Below are 18174 nucleotides of genomic sequence, written 5' to 3' on the forward strand. Positions count from 1 at the left end.
CCCGTCCCGGAGATATCCCATGACCACCACACTCGACCTCGATCCTGTCCAGGAAGCCGCACGCATTGCCGGACAGAATGACGCGTTTCGCCGTACCATCCTCGGCAATACCCCCGTTGCTGATTCCCCGCAGGGCCAGTTCGTGATGACCCGCGGTGTCGCCGCACTTGGCCTTGATGCGCAACTGGAGCTCACACGCCGCGTTGCGGCCTTCGACGGCTTCAATGCTGATAGCGACCCCCATGGCTGGCACGAGATGGGGGTCATCGAGCTTGAGGACACGACGGTCTGGTTCAAGCTCGACTTGTATGACGTCGACTACACGTACGGCTCGCCCGAGCCCTCCGACCCCGCGCAGACGCGTCGCGTGCTGACCCTGCTTCTCCCGTCGGAATACTGACGCCCCTTTTTCACCGACATCGCCACGGATCGCCCTTGCACAAAGGGCGGTCCTTTCGGGCTGGCGGGTTCCAATGGGCGCGATTGTCGCGTCCCGTCCGCCGCAGGAGACCAGAGATGGCCAAGACACTCGATTACCAGATCACCCTCTATCCCGCGCATCGCGATGGCGCCTTCGTTGTTACCCAGTTCCAGATGCTGGGGAGCTACCCCGAAAAACGCATTCAGGCCGCGGGCATGGATGACCTCATCGACCAGGTGACGCAGTACGCGATGGAGCACGGCGAGAGCTGCAGCGCTTCGGTGCGTTGCCTCGCTCCGCGCAAACCGCCGGGGTTCAAGCGCGCGACCGAGAACCTCTATTTCAACCTCGTTGACAGGACGGCTGAGAAACGCGGCGACGCTGCGGCCTGAAGCCCCGCAGGAAACTTTCTGGGCGACCTCGCGTAATGGTCGCCCTCCCCTTTCCTCAATTCCAAAGGATCAAAGACATGACACAAGAGACTGATTTCTACGCGCAGATACTCGAATCCCAGAGGCGTACCGCCGGACAGCGGGTAGAAACTCGCGCGGCGCTTCTTTCCGAACTGCGCACCCTCGGCATAACGAACATCGAGGTGCAATACGAAGGCTACGGCGATTCCGGCAATGTCGAGGAGGTCCTCGTGTCACCCGACACGATCACATTGACAGAAGAGATGCGCCGCCTGGTCGAAGATTTCGGCTGGGACTTCGCCTATGCGCTCAGCCCCGGGTTCGAGAACAACGAAGGCGGCTATGGCGAACTCACTTGGGCACTCGCGACTGACAAAATCGATGTCAGCCACTCGAACCGCTATATCGAAACCAACACCACCGAACACGAGGGGCTTTGATATGGCTCATCCCCTCCATCACGCCGAAAGCTCAGCCCGAAAGTTCGGCGGTGTGCCAGATGACTATCAGTTCGTGCATGACTGGTTCGACTCATCCAAAGAGCACCTAGGTCTCTTTGTTCACAGAGCCCAAAAACATCATGCCGTTGGGATCTATGATGCCGAACGGCTGTTCGGTCGCAGCCTGACCAACAGCGCGGGCCGGGTCGTCCCGATCCGCTGGATCGGTGAACAGCATGTGCGCGAGGATTGCCAGGGACGCATCCCGTCGCTGGCAGACTGGCTCGGGCGCATTCAGCCAGAGCCGTGGATGGCCAATGGCCGGATCGACGACGATCCGACGCAGATCGTCGGCGATCCGCGTGCGGCCTGGGTCGAAGCGGTTACGGGTCACCAGACCATTCTCGGCTTCGAGGAATGGCTGCTGAAGGTTTCGGTCGAACACGTTCAGCACCGCCAGAACCGCGCCGCCCCCTGATCCACCGGGCGGCAAGCTTGCCAACCGCCCAATTGATCCCGTTCCAATCGACCCGACTGCGCCACAACCGGCTTGGCGGGTCGATTGCGTTTCAAGAAAGGACATCGACATGCACGACCCTGTCTACGAGGAGGCCTATCAGGGCCTTACCATCAAAATCTTCCACGACCCCGACGCTGAGGACCCACGCGAATGGTCCAACCTCGGCACGCTGATCTGCTGGCACCGGCGCTATCGGCTCGGTGACAGCCATCAGTTCGACAGCCCCGAAGCGTTCCTGCGCGATCTCGCCGATGTCTCAGATCAGAGCGACCTTTCGATGGCGCAGTTGCGCGAGCGGGCGGACCGCAAGGCAGTCCTTCTGCCCGTGTTTCTCTACGATCATTCCGGCCTTGCCATGAACACCATCGGCTTCCATTGTCCGTGGGATTCCGGTCAGGTCGGCTATGTCTATGTGACGCTTGAGGCAGTCCGGGACGAGTTCGAAGTGAAGCGCGTCACCAAGACGCTACGCGAAAAGGCAGCCGACATCCTGCGCGGCGAAATCGTCAGCTACGACGCCTACCTCGGCGGACGGGTTTACGGCTATGTCGTCGAGCGTGACGGTGAAGAGATCGATGCCTGTTGGGGGTTCTTCGGGCACTATGAGCTGGACTGCCTGTCCGAGGCGCGGGCGGTTGTAGATCCTCTGATTTTGCGAGAGGTACAAAGACCCGCCGCTGCGGAACAGGGCGCAAGCCCACCCCCGAGTTGAAACGCCCGAAATACTCATATATCTTATTCATGCGTATTTTGGAGGTGAGCATGGCAAGCACAAGCGTAACACTTGGCCCCCATTGGGACGAATTCATCGCCCTGATGCTGAAGGAGGGGCGCTACGGATCAACCAGCGAGCTGATCCGCGCCTCTTTGCGTCTGATGGAAGAGCAGGAAGGTCAGCGGGCGCGGCTTCGCGTTGCGCTGAAGGAGGGCAAACAATCCGGTGACGCCGGTCCGCTTGACATGGATGAGATCAAGCGCGAAGCGCGGAGCCGCTCCGGCGCTTCCGATGCGTGAAATCCATCACTCCCAGGCGGCAAAATCCGATCTCGTCGACATCTGTGTCGAGACAGATCGACAGTGGGGCGCGGCGCAGGCGGACCGCTATCTCGACGACATCGATCGTGCCCTGAAGGGGGTCATCGCCAACCCGCAAATGGGATCGGACTGCTCCGACCTCCAGCAGGGTGCGCGCAAACTGATCACGGGTCGCCACCTCGTGTTCTACGAGGTGGACCCGGACAGGATATTCGTGATCCGGGTCCTGCATGAATCCATGGACGTGCCGCGCCATCTGCGGCCGACCTGACACAGGGCAATTGCGTACCGGGGCTTTGCCATGAAAGAGCGAAAGACAGGGCGGGAGGGGTGACCCCTCCCGGGTGAGAGAGTGCGCGCGGGGCTCGGGGCCAACCCTCAACCCCGGAGATTGCCGATGAACGCTCACCCCCATTCCGCCCCGTTTGCAACCGAGGCCGAGCCCCCTGCCCTGCCGGATGCCTCGCGCTGCGCCTACAACCTGATGCAGGCTGCTAAATCCCTCGTCCCCATGTTCGAGGCCGGCAAACCCATCGACGCTGCGGCCCTGCGCACCACGATGGAAGATGCCTTTGGCGGCAGTGACACAAGCGGCGCCTGGGTCTGGAAGGACGCCTATGAGGCCGCCGAGGTGGCCCAGATCCTGATGCTTGCCCGCTACGGCGCGCTGATGCAGCGGCAGGCGTCCACGCCGCAGGCCTTCCTCTCCATGATCGAGCGTGTCGCCGGTCTGGCTCCGTCTCACACGCGGCGTTCCGAGGACAGCGTGCGTCTACAACAATTCTCAACGCCTCTGCCCCTTGCGGCCATCGTCGCGCAGGCAGCGGGGTTCCGTGTCGACGATCTGGTGCTCGAGCCTTCCGCCGGCACCGGCATGCTGGCGGTTTTCGCCCGGATTGCGGGTGCACGTCTGGCGCTCAACGAGCTTGCCGAAACCCGCCGCGCCTTGCTGGGACAGCTGTTTCCGGAGGTCGTCGTCTCGGATCACGATGCCGCGTCGATCGACGACCGTCTCGACCGGTCGCTCACCCCTTCGGTCATCGCAATGAACCCGCCGTTTTCGGCTGCGAACCATGTCGAGGGTCAGTTCCGGCAGGCGACCAGTCAGCATGTGCTTTCTGCCCTGGCACGCCTCGCGCCGGGCGGGCGACTGGTCGTCATCACCGGTGAGAGTTTTTGCCCCTCCACGAAAAGCTTCCGATCGACATTTCAGCGGATCGGCCAGAGCGCTGACGTGGTGTTTTCCGCCGCCATCGACGGCAAGGTCTTCGCGCGGCATGGCACCACGATCGACACACGGCTGACGGTGATCGACAAGCGCACGGCGGGCGAACAAGAGACCGCACCGGCTGATATTGACGCCGCCTATCATCCGATCTGCGCGACCACGAGTGATCTTCTTTCCGCTGTGCTCGCTCATTGCCCGGAACGCCGCAGCCCCCCGCCCTGCCCCACCACATCGGCCCTTTCGGTCCCGTCTCAGCCGACCCGCACCAACCTCCACGCCCTGCGCAACGCAGCACGCAAAGAAACCCGCGCCCTCGCCGAAGAACGCGCCAAGCATCCCTTTGACGACATCGACACGGCCCCGCTCGACTACCTGCCGAAAGTCTGGAGCGAACCCGAGGGCGCGCTGCAGGATACGGTCTACGAAGCCTATGACCTGCAATCGATCCGGATCGACGGCGCGGCCGCTCATCCGACCGCACTCGTGCAATCCGCCGCCATGGCCTCGGTGCCGCCGCCGGTACCGACCTACCGCCCAATGCTGCCGAAGACCCTCGTCGCGGACGGTCTCCTCTCCGCGCCGCAGCTTGAAAGCGTCATCTATGCGGGCAATGCCCACGAAACGCACCTGAAGGGCTGGTTCAAGCGCGGCGAGATCGAAGGCCAGCTGATGGCCGCGGCCGAGGGCGACGAAGGCGCTTTCCGTCTGCGCAAGGGCTGGTTTCTAGGCGATGGCACGGGCTGCGGCAAGGGACGGCAGGTGGCAGGTATCATCCTCGACAATTGGCTGCAGGGCCGCCGCCGGGCGGTCTGGGTGTCGAAGAGCGACAAGCTCATCGAAGATGCGCGGCGCGACTGGATGGCGCTCGGGGGCCGCGAAAGCGATATCGTGCCGCTCTCGAAATTCCGTCAAGGGGGTGACATCCGGTTGCCCGAAGGCATCCTCTTCGTCACCTATGCCACCCTGCGCTCGGCCGAACGCGACGGGAAGGCTTCGCGCCTCGACCAGGTGACGTCCTGGCTCGGTGAGGGGTTCGACGGAGTGATCGCATTCGACGAAAGCCACGCCATGGCGAACGCCGCCGGCGAAAAGTCCGACCGCGGCGACAAAAAGGCGTCCCAGCAGGGTCTCGCTGGCCTCGCGCTGCAAAACGCCGTGCCCGATGCGCGGGTGCTCTACGTCTCGGCCACCGGCGCCACGGTCGTCGGCAATCTCGCTTATGCCTCCCGCCTCGGTCTCTGGGGCACGGGGGATTTCCCCTTCGTGACGCGGGCCGAGTTCGTTGCCGCGATGGAGGCCGGGGGCATTGCCGCCATGGAGATGATCTCGCGCGACCTGAAGGCGCTCGGGCTCTATCTCGCGCGGTCCCTCTCCTATGCCGGGGTCGAATACGAAATGCTGGTGCATGAGCTGACGCCCGCCCAGGTCGCGATCTATGACAGCTATGCCGACGCCTACCAGATCATCCACACCAACTTGGAGGCCGCCCTTCGGGCCTCGGGTATTTCCTCTGAGACCGGTACGCTGAACCCCCAGGCGAAATCCGCCGCGCGCTCGGCCTTCGAAAGCAACAAGCAGCGCTTCTTCAACCATCTCATCACCGCCATGAAATGCCCCTCGCTCATCCACGCGATCGAAGCGGACCTGGCGGCGGGGCATTCGGCCGTGATTCAGGTGGTCTCGACCAGCGAGGCGGTGATGGAACGGCGCCTCGAAGAGATCCCGCCCTCGGAGTGGGACGACCTGCAGGTCGATTTTACGCCGCGCGAGAACATCATGGACTACCTCATGCACAGCTTCCCGACGCAGCTCTTCGAGCCCTACTCCGACGAGAATGGCGACCTACGCTCGCGTCCCGCCCCCGATGGTGATGGCAATCCGATTATCTGCCGTGAGGCGGAGCGGCGGCGGGATGATCTTGTCGAGCATCTCGGTGCCCTTGCCCCGGTGCAGGGCGCGCTCGACCAGATCCTCTGGCATTTCGGGGGCGACGCGGTCGCCGAGGTCACGGGGCGCAAACGGCGCATCGTGAAAACGCAGCAAGGGCGGCTCAAGGTCGAGAACCGCCCCGCCCCCTCCAACCTCGGCGAGACGCAGGCCTTCATGGATGATGCCAAGCGCATCCTGATCTTTTCTGACGCCGGTGGCACGGGGCGCAGCTATCACGCCGATCTGGGTGCGAAGAACCAGCGCCTCCGGGTGCATTACCTCCTTGAGCCCGGCTGGAAGGCAGACAATGCAATCCAGGGGCTGGGGCGCACCAACCGCACCAACCAGGCGCAGCCGCCGCTCTTCCGCCCCGTTGCCACAGACGTGAAGGGTGAGAAGCGGTTCCTCTCCACCATCGCCCGCCGCCTCGACACGCTCGGGGCGATCACCAAGGGGCAACGCGAGACCGGCGGCCAGAACATGTTCCGCGCCGAGGACAATCTCGAAAGCCCCTACGCACGCGCTGCGCTACGGCAGTTCTTCTACAAGCTGCGGGCGGGCAAGATCGAGGCCTGCTCCTACGCGAAGTTCCAGGAGATGATCGGGCTGACGCTCGATGAGGCGGATGGCACGATGAAGGAAAACCTGCCGCCGATCCAGCAGTTCCTGAACCGCTGTCTCGCGCTCCGCATCGACATGCAGGACGCAATTTTCGAAGCTTTTGGCGGATTCCTCTCGGCCATCATCGAAGATGCGCGCCAGGCGGGAACGCTCGATGTCGGGCTAGAGACCCTGCGCGCGGAAAAATTCGAGATTGTTGATCGCAAAGTGATTTTCGAGCATGAGGCGACGGGGGCAACGGCCACCGCCCTGACCGTGGAGCGCACGGATCGCAACGACCCGCTGACCCTGCCCCGCGTGAAAGCCATCTGCGCTGATAACAAAGGCGCGACGCTGTGCTGGAACAAGACCTCCAAACGCGCGGCGCTGATGGTGAAAGCGCCGGCCTTCATGGACGAGGATGGCGTGCCGATCCTGCGGGTGAAACTGCTGCGGCCAATGGCGACCGAGCTCCTCGCGCTCTCTGAGTTCTCAAAATCGCATTGGGTAGAGGTCGATGACGCGATGTTCGAACAGCTCTGGCAGGCCGAGGTCGACGCGGTGCAGGAGTTCACCACCTCGAAGATCACGCTGATCTGTGGCCTCCTCCTGCCGATCTGGGACCGGCTGCCCGCCGACAACATGCGCATCTACCGTCTGCAGACCGAGGATGGGGAACGCGCCATCGGCCGTCTGGTCAGCCAGGAGCAGCTTTTGAACGTCTATGCGCGATTGGGACTCGATTGCCAGATCGAGATGACGCCGAAGGAGGTGTTCGCCGCGGTCATGGAAGCAAGAACGACCCTCTGCCTTCGCGGCGGTTATCAGCTGCGCCGCTCGCTCGTCATGGGACAGCCGAGGCTCGAACTCATCGGTGCGTCGGGCGCAGCAATGCCGAGGTTGAAGGTTATGGGCTGTTTCACCGAAGTGATCCAGTGGAAGACGCGGGTATTCATCCCGGTGGAAGGCACTGACGTGCTGGCGCGGGTGCTCGCCGACCACCCGGTCGGTGCCAGCGCAACGGATGCCGCTGCATGAGCGCGCGGCGCAGCATCGCAGACCTCTCGGCCGATCTGGCAGACCGTGCCGAGAGTTTCTGCCGCCAGTATTTTCCCGAGGGGCGCAAGCAGGGCAATTATTGGCAGGTCGGCGACACGTCCGGTGCAAAGGGCCAGAGCCTCGCCATCCGTCTGCAGGCGCAGGGTGGTCGTAAAGCCGGGTCCTGGCAAGATTTCGCGACGGGTGAATATGGCGACCTGATCGACCTGATGCAGGAACGGCTTGGGTCCGTGACGCTCAAGGAGACGCTGAGGGAGGCCCGGTCCTTTCTCGGCGAAGCTCCCCGCCCCACCGTACCTCGTGAAACCCAAAGGGTTGAGCGCCCGGATGCAGCCTCCAGCAAACGCATCGCGCGGGCGCGCAAACTTTTCGCCGCAGGCAAGCCGGTGTTTGGCACCTTGGCCGCCACCTATCTGCAGGGGCGCGGGATCACACGGCTTGGACCTGCCCTGCGCTATCACCCGCGGGTCGTCCTGCGTCAGGGCGAGGACAACCCTGATCCGCCGCAGAGGTCCCCTGCCCTGCTCGCAAAGATCACCGACAATCGGGGCCAGATCACCGGATGCGCGCGGCTCTATCTCGACCCGTTCACCGGCGGGTTGGCCGAGATCGAGAGCCCGAAGCGGATCCTCGGACAGCTGCACGGCCATGCCATCCGCTTCTGGTCTGGCGAGGCGCGCTCCGATCTCATCGTGGGCGAAGGGCTCGAGAATACTCTCTCGGTCGGCACGGCTCTTCCGGAGTTTGACCTCGCCTCCTGTCTCACCGCCACCCATTTCGGTCTCTTCATCCCGCCGCCGGGGATCAAGCGTATCTGGATCGCGCGGGACAATGACGAAGCTGGACATAACGCATTCATGAGATTGCGTAACCAACTGGAATCGCGAGAAATTGTCTGCGGTGATCTCGTGCCGGCCATGGGGGATTTCAACGACGATCTGCGGGCTTTTGGCGGAGATGTGCTGCGCCGGTCCCTGCTCAAGGCCATGAAAGCACAAGGTCTGGAGATCGAGGACGGGTGAGCGCCAGCCCCCTCTGTGACGCCCGACAGGGCAAAGGTTCCGCCGGTTCGATCTGATCCCGTTTGGATAAGGGGAGCGATGGACCGGCGGGTCGGAGCTGAGTGCTCCTCGCCCGGGCAGCAATGCGCCCCGTACCAGAAAATTCCCCTGCCCCACCACATGACCGTGGCGGGCCATTCCTCGCGGGACCAATTTTCCGGCCCTGGGCGCATTCTCCGCTGCGCTCCGATCCTGACGGATGCGGCCCGGTCGCCGCCGGTCCTGGTATCGCCCCATCCAAATCGGGTCAGATCAAAGAGAGGAACCAGACAATGCCCCATCAGACAGACATCCAGGAGGAAACCGGCGTAACCTCCGCCATCCTCGACCACCTGGCACTTCACGGCGCAACACCGGGACCCGGCGAGACCGATCATCGCCCCCTGCCCCAACCCGACGAGGTCGAGCTCGCCATGGCGACACTGTTTGAGGCCACCATCGGCCTCCTCACTGGCAGCCAGTTGGAAGACAATCTCGAAGAGATGCTCTGGTCCCTCACCTCGATCTTCCATCGCCGGCTCTCCCATATCCAGAAGCTCCTCGACGACAACGAATTCGAGGTCCGGGAAAGTTTGGGCGTACAGGACGGTTCCGAGGTCGCTTCGGTTGAACTGGAACGCCTCCAGTTGATCGGGCTCAAGCTCTGGGACCATCGCGACGCCTTCGAACAGATGCGCGATCTGGCCGTGGACCACTTCTCGGCCGCCACCGGGTCTCCTTGGCTGCCCCGCACCGGTTCACGCGTCTCGCATCGCGGCCTGACTTCCGCCGTGGTGGACAGCCGGGCCTATCTCTCGGCCAAGCGCCGCAAAGAGACCGAGGTGCACTGCCCCGAAGGCACGCGGATCGCTTTCTCGGGCGGGGATTATCACGCCTACGATCTGATCTGGTCCGTCCTCGATGCCACCCATGCGAAATATCCCGACATGGTGCTGCTGCACGGCGGTACGCCCAAAGGTGCCGAGATGATCGCGGCCCGCTGGGCAGATACCCGTGGGATCACCCAGGTGGTCTTCAAGCCCGACTGGAAGAGCCACGGCAAGGCCGCCCCCTTCAAGCGCAACGACAAGATGCTCGAAACCATGCCACAGGGTCTGATTGCCACGCCCGGTTCGGGCATCACCGAGAACATCGTCGACAAGGCCCGCAAGCTCGGGATCCGCATCAAGAGGATCGGGGCTTAGGCCCCGGTTCACGCGCCGCGCAAGAGATCCTGCACGACAGAAGGATTCTTGGCGATCAGGGTGAGCAGAACCTGTGCCGGGCCTGTCGGTTGCCGACGCCCGTGTTCCCAGTTCAGCAGCGTGCCTTTCGCGACGCCAATGCTCTTTGCAAACTCTGCCTGGGACAGGCCAGTCCGTTGCCGGACTTGGGCGACATCGACCTCAGCAACGGAAACTTCATGCACCTTCGCGCTTGCTAAGTCGCCATTCGCGAAGGCCAGAGCCTCTTCCAAGCCCTTGGATACAGATTTGAATGCACTCATTTTGCGTCGATGCTCCTTGGCCACGGCTGTTTTGCTGGGGCAGTAAGATACTTCGGCTTGAGCAACTAGCTATGGCCGTAGGTAAGATTAACCTTGCAAATCTTCCGTATCGTGGAGTAATTGCAAGGTATGTACAAACGCAAGACCCAACAATTCGTTCAGTCTTCCTTGGAGAGCCAAGCGGCTTTGGTCCTTCTCGGCCCCCGACAGGTCGGAAAGACAACACTTGCACTCGACATCGCATCAGAGCGCCCATCTGTCTATCTCGACCTTGAGCGTGAGGCGGACAGGCAAATCCTGACTGAACCAGATCTCTATCTGGACGAACAGGCGGGCAAACTCGTCATCCTCGACGAGGTGCAGCAGATGCCTGACCTCTTCAGAACCTTGCGCGGCCAGATCGATCAGCGTCGGCGGGCCGGGTTTCGGACGGGACAGTTCCTGCTATTGGGATCGGCTTCCAATATCCTCTTGCACCAAACGGCGGAATCCCTCGCCGGTCGTGTTCGATATGTTGAAATGCCCCCCTTGCAGCCTGACGAGGTGGGGGCCGATCAGTTGAACTTGCTCTGGCTGCGCGGCGGCTTTCCCGACAGCTTTCAGGCCGCGAGCGATCGGGCAAGTATGGACTGGCGTCTGGATTTCCTGCGCACCTATCTGGAGCGAGACATCCCTGCCCTCGGACCTCGGATTCCGGCAGCGACCTTGCGGCGGTTCTGGACGATGCTTGCGCATGTCCAGGGCGGCCTTCTGAACGCCGCGGCCCTTGCCGAGGGATTGGGCGTGTCCGGCCAGACCGTTGGGCGCTACCTCGATCTGCTCGTCGATCTCATGCTGGTGAGACGCCTGCAGCCCTGGCACGAGAATGTCGGCAAGCGTCTGGTGAAATCGCCAAAGGTGTATGTGAGAGACAGCGGGATCGTGCATGCGCTGTTGGGCATCGGCACGACAGAAGGCTTGCTCGGGCACCCGGTCGTTGGCGGCAGTTGGGAGGGGTTCTGTATCGAGGCGCTTCTTGCTGCCGCCCCTTTAGGCACCGAACCTTTCTTCTATCGCACTTCGGCCGGTGCTGAACTCGACTTGGTTTTGCGTTTGCCAAGCGGCGACATCTGGGCTGTTGAGATCAAACGGACGACTGCACCAAAGGTTTCGAGAGGATTTCACACAGGGGCCGAGGACATTGGAGCCAACCGAAAGCTCCTGGTCTATGCCGGTGAGCATGAGGTCCCCGTCGCGAAGGACATTCGAGCGTTACCACTGGCACATGCAATCGAGTTGTTGAGCGCGCTATGACCTCGTTTTTATCTCTGGCTCAGGACACTTCCATTGGTCTGTGGATAACAGCGACACGCGAAGAATCTCAGAGCCAGGTCTGGCCATTAGTCGGGCACCAGAGCGGATGAGTGTCTGGCAACTCGATGGTATCTGGACGCCTGCATCTCCGAATGCGAACGCAAACGCCCCTGTGATGCCACGGAAGGATGGGCGAATGCTCTGCCGTTGCCATCGATTTGTGATCTGACGGCTTTGGTCTTCGAAGAGTCTTGAAGTTTGGATGGGCGAGAAGACAATCCCTACTCCTTGCGGCATCTCTCTCGTCTGTTCCCCTACTTTCCTTCATGGCCACCGCACTTCTCCCTTTGTCTGAGTTGCATGACATGCTGGTCGCAGCTGTCGTCCCGTCCACAAAGGTTGTCGCCGATCTTTTTCCCCTAACCCTGCGGGTCATTCCGCGCGGACCAAAAAGACCGGCGCCTGCCCCTCTCCGCTGCGCTCCGCCTTCGGTGTGGCCGGGCCTTGGCCAGCTGCAAGGTGACCATCATTGCAACGCAAACAAGGAGAAGAGCAATGACCACGAACTGCATCAAATTCACCAGCGCCGACATCGAAACCGCCAAGGGCGTCGGCTCCATCTCGACCCTGACCTTCGACCTCGACATCACGGTCGAGCCCGTCGCGAGCGCGAACCCGATGGCCCCCACGCACCGCGTCCTCGGCCGCTCCCCGCGCGGCAAGCTGGTCGAGTGCGGCGGCATCTGGAAGAAGCAGAACAAGGAGACCGGCGCCGACTACTACACGCTGACCATCCGCGATCACGGCTTCAACGCCAACCTCGGCAAGGCGGCAAACCAGGACGATCTGTCCCTGCAGGCCGTCATCCCCTGGGGCCCCAAAGACGCCGCGTGACGCAAAGAATCGGCTGGGGCAGCCCAGCCGATTTCCTCTGTTTCCCTTCGCCTTGATACGCATCCCCTGCATGTTGGCGCGCACTGGTTGGTATGCTTGGTGGAAGCAACTGAAAGCTGATTGGGCGTAGGAGATGATGAGGCAATCCGTTTCGGAGGAGATGTCTTCCTGGTCCCCCCTCCAACGCCTTGAGGCTTCGAGCCTATCGCATTTTGACAGCCGTGCAATGAACGAAAATAAAATAATAACATAAGGTTGCGGTATAGATAACGTGAAACGCACGTTGGCTGGAAATCCGAGCTTGCGACAGGTTTCCCTAGATATTGAGTAAGCACTTTCCGCGATCACTACAGTTTGTCTAGACATCTAGGCCCGCTGGCGGATTGGGCACGGTCAAACCGCCGGGCGAAAATCGTTGTTAAGACTCATTTTTCCGTGTAGATGACACTTTAATGAGCGAAATCGCTGAAAAAGCGATATTTAGAGGGCAGTCAGATGCGGCAGCGGTCTTTTGAGGCTGATACGAAGGATCAACCCTTCGACGAGATCATCCTTCAGCAGGGAGAGCTGATTTCTGACCGTCTCAATATGTTGCGGCAGGAACAGTATCCTCCAGATGCGCAGAAAGGTCTACGCCAGTTTTCGCTGGCGGAGGTTGCCTACTATCTTGGCGTAACCCAGTCGACCATCAAGAAGCTTCACCTCGAGGGCAAAGGCCCCGAGCCTGAAACGTCGTCATCCGGAAGGCGTAGCTACTCTGCGGAGCAGATGCTCGAGCTGAGAGCTTATCTGGACAAACATGGTCGGCCCGGCAAGCGTCGATATGTGCCCTACCGACAGCCAGGCGAAGAGTTGCACGTTGTGTCTGTCGTGAACTTCAAAGGCGGCAGCGGAAAGACCACCACCGCAGCTCATCTCGCTCAGCATTTGGCGCTGAAGGGGCATCGCGTTCTTGCGATCGACTTGGATCCTCAAGCTTCGCTGACAGCTTTGCACGGTATTCAGCCTGAACTCGACAACGTGCCATCGCTGTATGAGACACTACGGTATGATGACGAGCGCAAGCCCATCTCCGAAGTAATCCGACCGACAAACTTTCCAAATCTGGATATCGTTCCGGCAAGCCTCGAACTGCAAGAGTACGAATATGATACCCCGGTTGCACTGACGAGCAGCGACCCCCATGAGGGCCGAACCTTCTTCACTCGGATATCCAAAGCGCTCGGCGAGGTCGATGAGCGCTATGATGTGGTCGTAATCGACTGCCCCCCTCAGTTGGGCTACCTGACGCTCACCGCTCTGACGGCCTCATCTTCGGTGATTGTGACCGTCCATCCTCAGATGCTGGACGTCATGTCGATGAGCCAGTTTCTTTTGATGTTGGGCGGGATCATGAAGACGATCCGTGACGCTGGAGCGAACATGCGCCTGAAGTGGTTCCGTTACCTGGTAACGCGATTTGAACCGACGGACGGCCCCCAAAAGCAGATGGTCGGGTTCCTCCAGGCAATGTTTCCAAATCAGATGCTGTCGGCTCCAGTGTTGAAATCAACCGCGATATCCGACGCAGGGATCACGAAGCAGACGCTCTATGAAGTCGAGCGGTCGCAGTTCGTCCGGACCACCTATGATCGCGCTGTCACTTCTTTGAACGATGTGAACGACGAGATCGCAGAGCTGATCCACAAGGCTTGGGGGCGAGAATGACTGTGGTTTTGACAGCCGTGCAGAGCGCCAGTTTTGACAGCCGTGCAACTGTCGAAATGTTTGGTGCGCGTCGGTTGGATTCTGACGAAAAGGAGATGGCTTGATGGCTCGGAAAGACCTCCTGAAAAGCGTCATGAGCGGTTCCCCTGAGCAACCCAAGGATTCTGGCCGCTCTGGTTACGCAATGCGCGGTGCTTCGAAGTCGATGAAAGTTTCAATCGACAGCCTCGCGGAGAACTCGAAGCGTCTCCTCGAAGGGGAAACGATTGTGGAGATCGATCCACAATTGATCGACGTGTCCTTTGTCTCGGATCGCCTCAGTGATGACGATCAGGCGTTCGATGAACTGAAGGCATCGATCGCTGCCGGCCGCCAGGACACACCAGTATTGCTTCGCCCGCATCCGGAATTAGACGGCCGCTATATGATCGTCTTCGGGCATCGCCGTGTGCGAGTTGCTTCGGCGCTCGACCGTAAGGTTCGCGCTGTCGTCAAACCAATGGACGATGTGGCGCACATTCTTGCTCAAGGGCAGGAAAATACGGCGCGCGCGGATCTCTCGTTCATCGAGAAGGCGCTGTTTGCGAAGAGTCTCTTGGATATGGGGCAGGCAAAGGATGTGATCCAGGCTGCGTTGACCATTGATGGGACACTGCTTTCGCGCATGCTCTCGGTGGCTCAGAACGTTCCGCGGGACGTTATCGAGCAGATTGGCCCAGCCAAGCAGATCGGACGGGATCGTTGGGAGGATTTCAAAAAGCTGGCTTTGGAGCCCGCGAATGACAAGATCCTGAAAGAAGCCTTGGAGTTTGACGGGTTTCAGTATCTCGATAGTGATGCTCGCTTCGAGTTCTTGCACAGCAAACTGGCAGAAGCCGGCAGGGCGCCGAAGCGCCGTAAAGCACGCGCTGCGCCCAAAAAACGCACCTGGACCGCCGGCAAAGGCCGCATCAAAGGCGTCATCGGTCGGTCCGGTAAGGCATTCAGTATTTCGCTAACGGCGCAAGATTCAACCGAGTTCGGGGACTTTCTCTCCGGTCGACTGGATCAGCTCTACAGCGAATTCCTCGCTACAAAAGAGGAGCAGTCGGAACAATGATCTAGGCAAAAGAAAAGCCCCCAAGCAGTGTGGCCTGAGAGCTAATCTGAAAAGTTTGGTCGCTTAGAAGATACCTCTCCCACGAATCACTGTCAACGACGAACGCTTTTGAGCGAACGGCTTTCTTTTGCCTCCAACTAACCGGAGGTGAGATACAGGCATGAAACATACAGGTTGGCGCAAGCCGACACCGGGTCTTGGGGTTGCTGAGCAACTTGCCCAAGCCGGTGAACGGGTAGCAATACCCAAAACACGGGCCTTCGTGGCACTCAAGCGCGTGGGGGCACATATCGGCCTAAAAGCCGGCGACATGATGCTCCTCGACACGCTCGGGGCCTTCACGCAAGCCCAGGATTGGGAGAAGGGGCAGCGTCCGATCGTCTGGGCGTCGAACGCTTATCTGATGGAGCAAACGGGCTTTTCGCTATCGGCCCTCAAGCGCCACGCGCGGCGTCTTGCTGAGATCGGCGTGATCTCCTTCCAAGACAGCCCCAATGGCAAGCGGTGGGGCCGCAGGGACGCTGAGGGGCGTATCGTCGAGGCCTATGGCTTCGATCTTTCACCGCTTTCCGCCCGTGTCGAGGAGTTCGAGGGACTTCATACCGAGTTGCAGGCCGAGCGCGAACTCTGCCAGCGCCTGAAGCGCCAGATCACTGTGGCGCGCCGGATGATCCGAGCCCGGATCGAGGCAGCTCTCAGCAGCGCGCTGCGTGGGCCCTGGAGGCAATTCACGGGGCTTTTCGAGGAGCTTCTCGACCGACTTCCGCGCCGACACGAAGCGTCCGAACAGCTGGTGCGCTTGCTCACATGGTTCAAGGAACTCCAGGAACGGGTCGAGGTGGCGTACCTCAAAGCAACTGCCGCGGTGAAACCTGTGGAAAACACCGGTAGCAAAGATGCCCAAGTAATGGAGAAGGCTCAAAAATTGAACCCCAGGGAGGTCATTTCTGAACCTCATATACTAATTACAAATCAACTTAATCCTGTAACTAGTAATTCCTCTGAAAAAGAGGAAGCGGCGGGTGTGGTGCCCAATGCGCCACCCGAAGAGCGGGTCGATAGGGAGCTGGAAGACTGGGTTGCCGAGGTGCGCAAGAAGCGCACAGCGCTCGATTTGCCGACAATCATGCAGGCCTGTCCGGAATTTGCATCCTGGGCGCGGAATTTGGGTGGATTCCTGAAGGATTGGGGCGATCTGCACCGGGTTGCCGGTCAACTCAGGCCGATGATCGGGATCTCTGAGCATGCCTGGAACGTGGCGCAGGACCGAATGGGAACGCAGGTGGCAACAGCGGCGTTTGCACTCGTTTTCGAGAAGCACAGCGCGGGCGAGGTTGCCTCGCCGGGCGGATATCTGCGCGGCATGGTCGAGAAGGCCGGGGCAGGGGAGCTGCATCTCGAGCGCAGCTTCTATGGTAGGCTCAGTGGGCAGGCGGCGTGATAGGGCAGGGGCTCAGAGACCGGCGGCTTTGGTCAGGTTTACCCGGAACCTGTCGCGGCGCCGCTGATAGCGGCGGGTCATCTCGGCCGAGGCGTGGCCAAGCTGCTTCTGGACGTAGCGCTCGTCGACTTCGGCGGAGCTGGCGAGACCGGCGCGCAACGAATGGCCGGAGAACAGCGCCAGGCGGTCTTTCTCAGGCAGGTCCGACCGAATGCCAGCGTCCAGAACCGTGCGCTTGATCAGGCGCGCGACATGCTTGTCGTTCAACCTGGTTTCTGAGGCGCGTTTGCCATCGCGTGAGGTGCCGGTGAAGATTGGACCGAAGTCGATCTTGGCGAAGTGCATCCATTGTTCGAGCGCATGCACGGGGCAGGTTTGATCCTTCGAGCCGCGTCCGATCTCGACCTCACGCCAGCCGGTCTTGGCATTGAGGGTGAACAGCGCGCCCTTGTCGAAGATCTCGATCCAGCCGCCCGAGTCCGGCGTGTCGTCCTTGTGCACGTCGAGGCTGACAATTTCTGAGCGTCGGAGGCCCCCAGCATAGCCGAGGAGCAGGATGGCCCGGTCTCGCAGACCGCGCAGGTCGTAAGGCAAGGTAGCGACCATCGCGAGGATGTCCTTGGCCAGGATCGCTTCCTTTTGCACCGGCGGACGGGCGTGTTTGCGTTTGATCCCGGCCAGTACGGTGGCGATGTGGCGGTTCTTGCGATCGAGAGTGAACCCCCGCTGCGCGTAGTTCCAACCGAGGCCGGAAAGGCGGCGTTCGATTGTCGATACCGAAAGGGCAGGGGAGAGGCCCGAACCGGACGCCAGGTCCGCAAGGTAGAGCCCGATCATTTCGGGCGACGGGGGCAGAGGCTCCGCGCCCTTCATCCGGCACCAGCGCGCGAAATGCGCCCAGTCTTTCGCATAGGCCTTCAGCGTATTGTCAGAAGCTGCGGCGCGGGCATAGTCGCGCGCTGTATCGACGAGGCGATCAAGGCTGCCTGAGCCCGCGACATGGGAGGGCAGGGCGATCCCATCGCTTTTTTCTTGATCTCTCTCGTCGTCCTGAGCGATACTAAACGTACCAGAGTTTGATGATGTCGATTTCTCGTCCTCTGCGGCCATTTTCCAGTGAATCCAGCGATGAAATTAATGTCGTTCTTGTTCCATTGGCGGACTCTAACGTGTTGATAACATGGCAGTCACGTTATCGTTTCAATACTGGATTACGGGTTAATCGCCGGACTGCGGTCGCAGTGTAGGTTAAGCGGTGTCGCGGAACAGACGGCTCCTTGCTCACGGAGGTCGCTGATCTTGTTGAACATTTGGTCTCCTTCGCGGGGAGTCCACAGATTGAGCAAGAGGCCCGTCCACCGATTGAATGGAAATTTCGAGGGCGAGAGAGGCGATTTCGGCCGAATCCACCCATGAAATTAAACTCCATTTCAACATATCTTATTGTGTCCGATAATGCAAACTTATTGGACATAATGCAGCCCAACAAGGAGAGGCGGTTGTCGTTCAATTATCTGGCAGAAAGCGCCGCGATGGTTTAGGTTTTGG

Annotated in this window: 17 protein-coding genes; 15 read left to right on the forward strand and 2 right to left on the reverse strand. The window is 60.7% G+C overall.

The window, feature by feature from the left end; all coding sequences use genetic code 11:
* Positions 1–19 precede the first annotated feature (19 nt).
* The 10 genes from Q1B16_RS19435 (at position 20) to Q1B16_RS19480 (ending at position 9890) form a co-directional block, all read left to right on the forward strand.
* Positions 20–400: a DUF3768 domain-containing protein gene (locus tag Q1B16_RS19435; RefSeq protein WP_299793037.1), complete on the forward strand. Its 381-nt coding sequence runs from the start codon at positions 20–22 to the stop codon at positions 398–400.
* A gap of 116 nt (positions 401–516) precedes the next feature.
* The gene (locus Q1B16_RS19440) at positions 517–813 is read left to right on the forward strand and encodes a hypothetical protein (protein WP_299793040.1); all 297 of its coding nucleotides are present in this window, start codon (positions 517–519) and stop codon (positions 811–813) included.
* A 77-nt stretch (positions 814–890) separates the two neighbouring features.
* A complete protein-coding gene (locus Q1B16_RS19445) occupies positions 891–1274 on the forward strand; it encodes a DUF6878 family protein (protein WP_299793043.1) in 384 nt (127 codons plus the stop codon).
* 1 nt (position 1275) lies between these two features.
* A complete protein-coding gene (locus Q1B16_RS19450; RefSeq protein ID WP_299793046.1) occupies positions 1276–1752 on the forward strand; it encodes a hypothetical protein in 477 nt (158 codons plus the stop codon).
* Positions 1753–1861: 109 nt separating this feature from the next.
* On the forward strand, positions 1862–2506 hold the full coding sequence (locus Q1B16_RS19455) for a hypothetical protein (protein WP_299793050.1): 645 nt from the start codon (positions 1862–1864) through the stop codon (positions 2504–2506).
* Between the two features lie 50 nt (positions 2507–2556).
* The gene (locus Q1B16_RS19460) at positions 2557–2808 is read left to right on the forward strand and encodes a type II toxin-antitoxin system ParD family antitoxin (protein ID WP_299793053.1); all 252 of its coding nucleotides are present in this window, start codon (positions 2557–2559) and stop codon (positions 2806–2808) included.
* Complete coding sequence (locus tag Q1B16_RS19465) at positions 2801–3100, forward strand: type II toxin-antitoxin system RelE/ParE family toxin (RefSeq protein WP_299793056.1); 300 nt, start codon at positions 2801–2803, stop codon at positions 3098–3100. Before Q1B16_RS19460 ends, Q1B16_RS19465 begins: the two co-directional genes overlap by 8 nt.
* Before the next feature lie 126 nt (positions 3101–3226).
* On the forward strand, positions 3227–7624 hold the full coding sequence (locus Q1B16_RS19470) for a strawberry notch-like NTP hydrolase domain-containing protein (protein ID WP_299793059.1): 4398 nt from the start codon (positions 3227–3229) through the stop codon (positions 7622–7624).
* Positions 7621–8667, forward strand: coding sequence for a toprim domain-containing protein (locus Q1B16_RS19475; RefSeq protein WP_299793062.1), 1047 nt, complete (start codon positions 7621–7623; stop codon positions 8665–8667). Before Q1B16_RS19470 ends, Q1B16_RS19475 begins: the two co-directional genes overlap by 4 nt.
* 311 nt (positions 8668–8978) lie before the next feature.
* Positions 8979–9890, forward strand: a complete 912-nt coding sequence (locus tag Q1B16_RS19480) for a DUF2493 domain-containing protein (RefSeq protein ID WP_299793066.1) — start codon at positions 8979–8981, stop codon at positions 9888–9890.
* Positions 9891–9898: 8 nt separating this feature from the next.
* On the opposite strand, the gene Q1B16_RS19485 is transcribed toward Q1B16_RS19480, so the two are convergent.
* Positions 9899–10216, reverse strand: coding sequence for a helix-turn-helix domain-containing protein (locus tag Q1B16_RS19485; RefSeq protein ID WP_299793069.1), 318 nt, complete (start codon positions 10214–10216; stop codon positions 9899–9901).
* A 105-nt stretch (positions 10217–10321) separates the two neighbouring features.
* Between Q1B16_RS19485 and Q1B16_RS19490 the strand changes: the two genes are divergently transcribed.
* The 5 genes from Q1B16_RS19490 (at position 10322) to repC (ending at position 16626) form a co-directional block, all read left to right on the forward strand.
* A complete protein-coding gene (locus Q1B16_RS19490) occupies positions 10322–11485 on the forward strand; it encodes an ATP-binding protein (protein ID WP_299793072.1) in 1164 nt (387 codons plus the stop codon).
* Positions 11486–12040: 555 nt separating this feature from the next.
* Positions 12041–12379: a DUF736 family protein gene (locus Q1B16_RS19495; RefSeq protein ID WP_008335621.1), complete on the forward strand. Its 339-nt coding sequence runs from the start codon at positions 12041–12043 to the stop codon at positions 12377–12379.
* Between the two features lie 495 nt (positions 12380–12874).
* Positions 12875–14086 (forward strand): plasmid partitioning protein RepA, encoded by a 1212-nt coding sequence (gene repA, locus Q1B16_RS19500; protein WP_299793077.1) that lies wholly within the window; start codon positions 12875–12877, stop codon positions 14084–14086.
* A gap of 103 nt (positions 14087–14189) precedes the next feature.
* Positions 14190–15185 carry a plasmid partitioning protein RepB gene (gene repB / locus Q1B16_RS19505; RefSeq protein WP_299793080.1) on the forward strand — a complete coding sequence of 332 codons (996 nt, stop codon included), beginning with the start codon at positions 14190–14192 and terminating at the stop codon, positions 15183–15185.
* Between the two features lie 160 nt (positions 15186–15345).
* Positions 15346–16626, forward strand: a complete 1281-nt coding sequence (gene repC, locus Q1B16_RS19510; RefSeq protein WP_299793083.1) for a plasmid replication protein RepC — start codon at positions 15346–15348, stop codon at positions 16624–16626.
* A gap of 12 nt (positions 16627–16638) precedes the next feature.
* Here repC and Q1B16_RS19515 read toward each other — a convergent pair whose 3' ends face one another.
* Positions 16639–17736, reverse strand: coding sequence for a tyrosine-type recombinase/integrase (locus tag Q1B16_RS19515; protein ID WP_299793086.1), 1098 nt, complete (start codon positions 17734–17736; stop codon positions 16639–16641).
* Between the last annotated feature and the right edge of the window lie 438 nt (positions 17737–18174).

Origin of the sequence: uncultured Marivita sp., from assembly GCF_947488135.1 — a bacterium.
GTDB lineage: Bacteria > Pseudomonadota > Alphaproteobacteria > Rhodobacterales > Rhodobacteraceae > Marivita.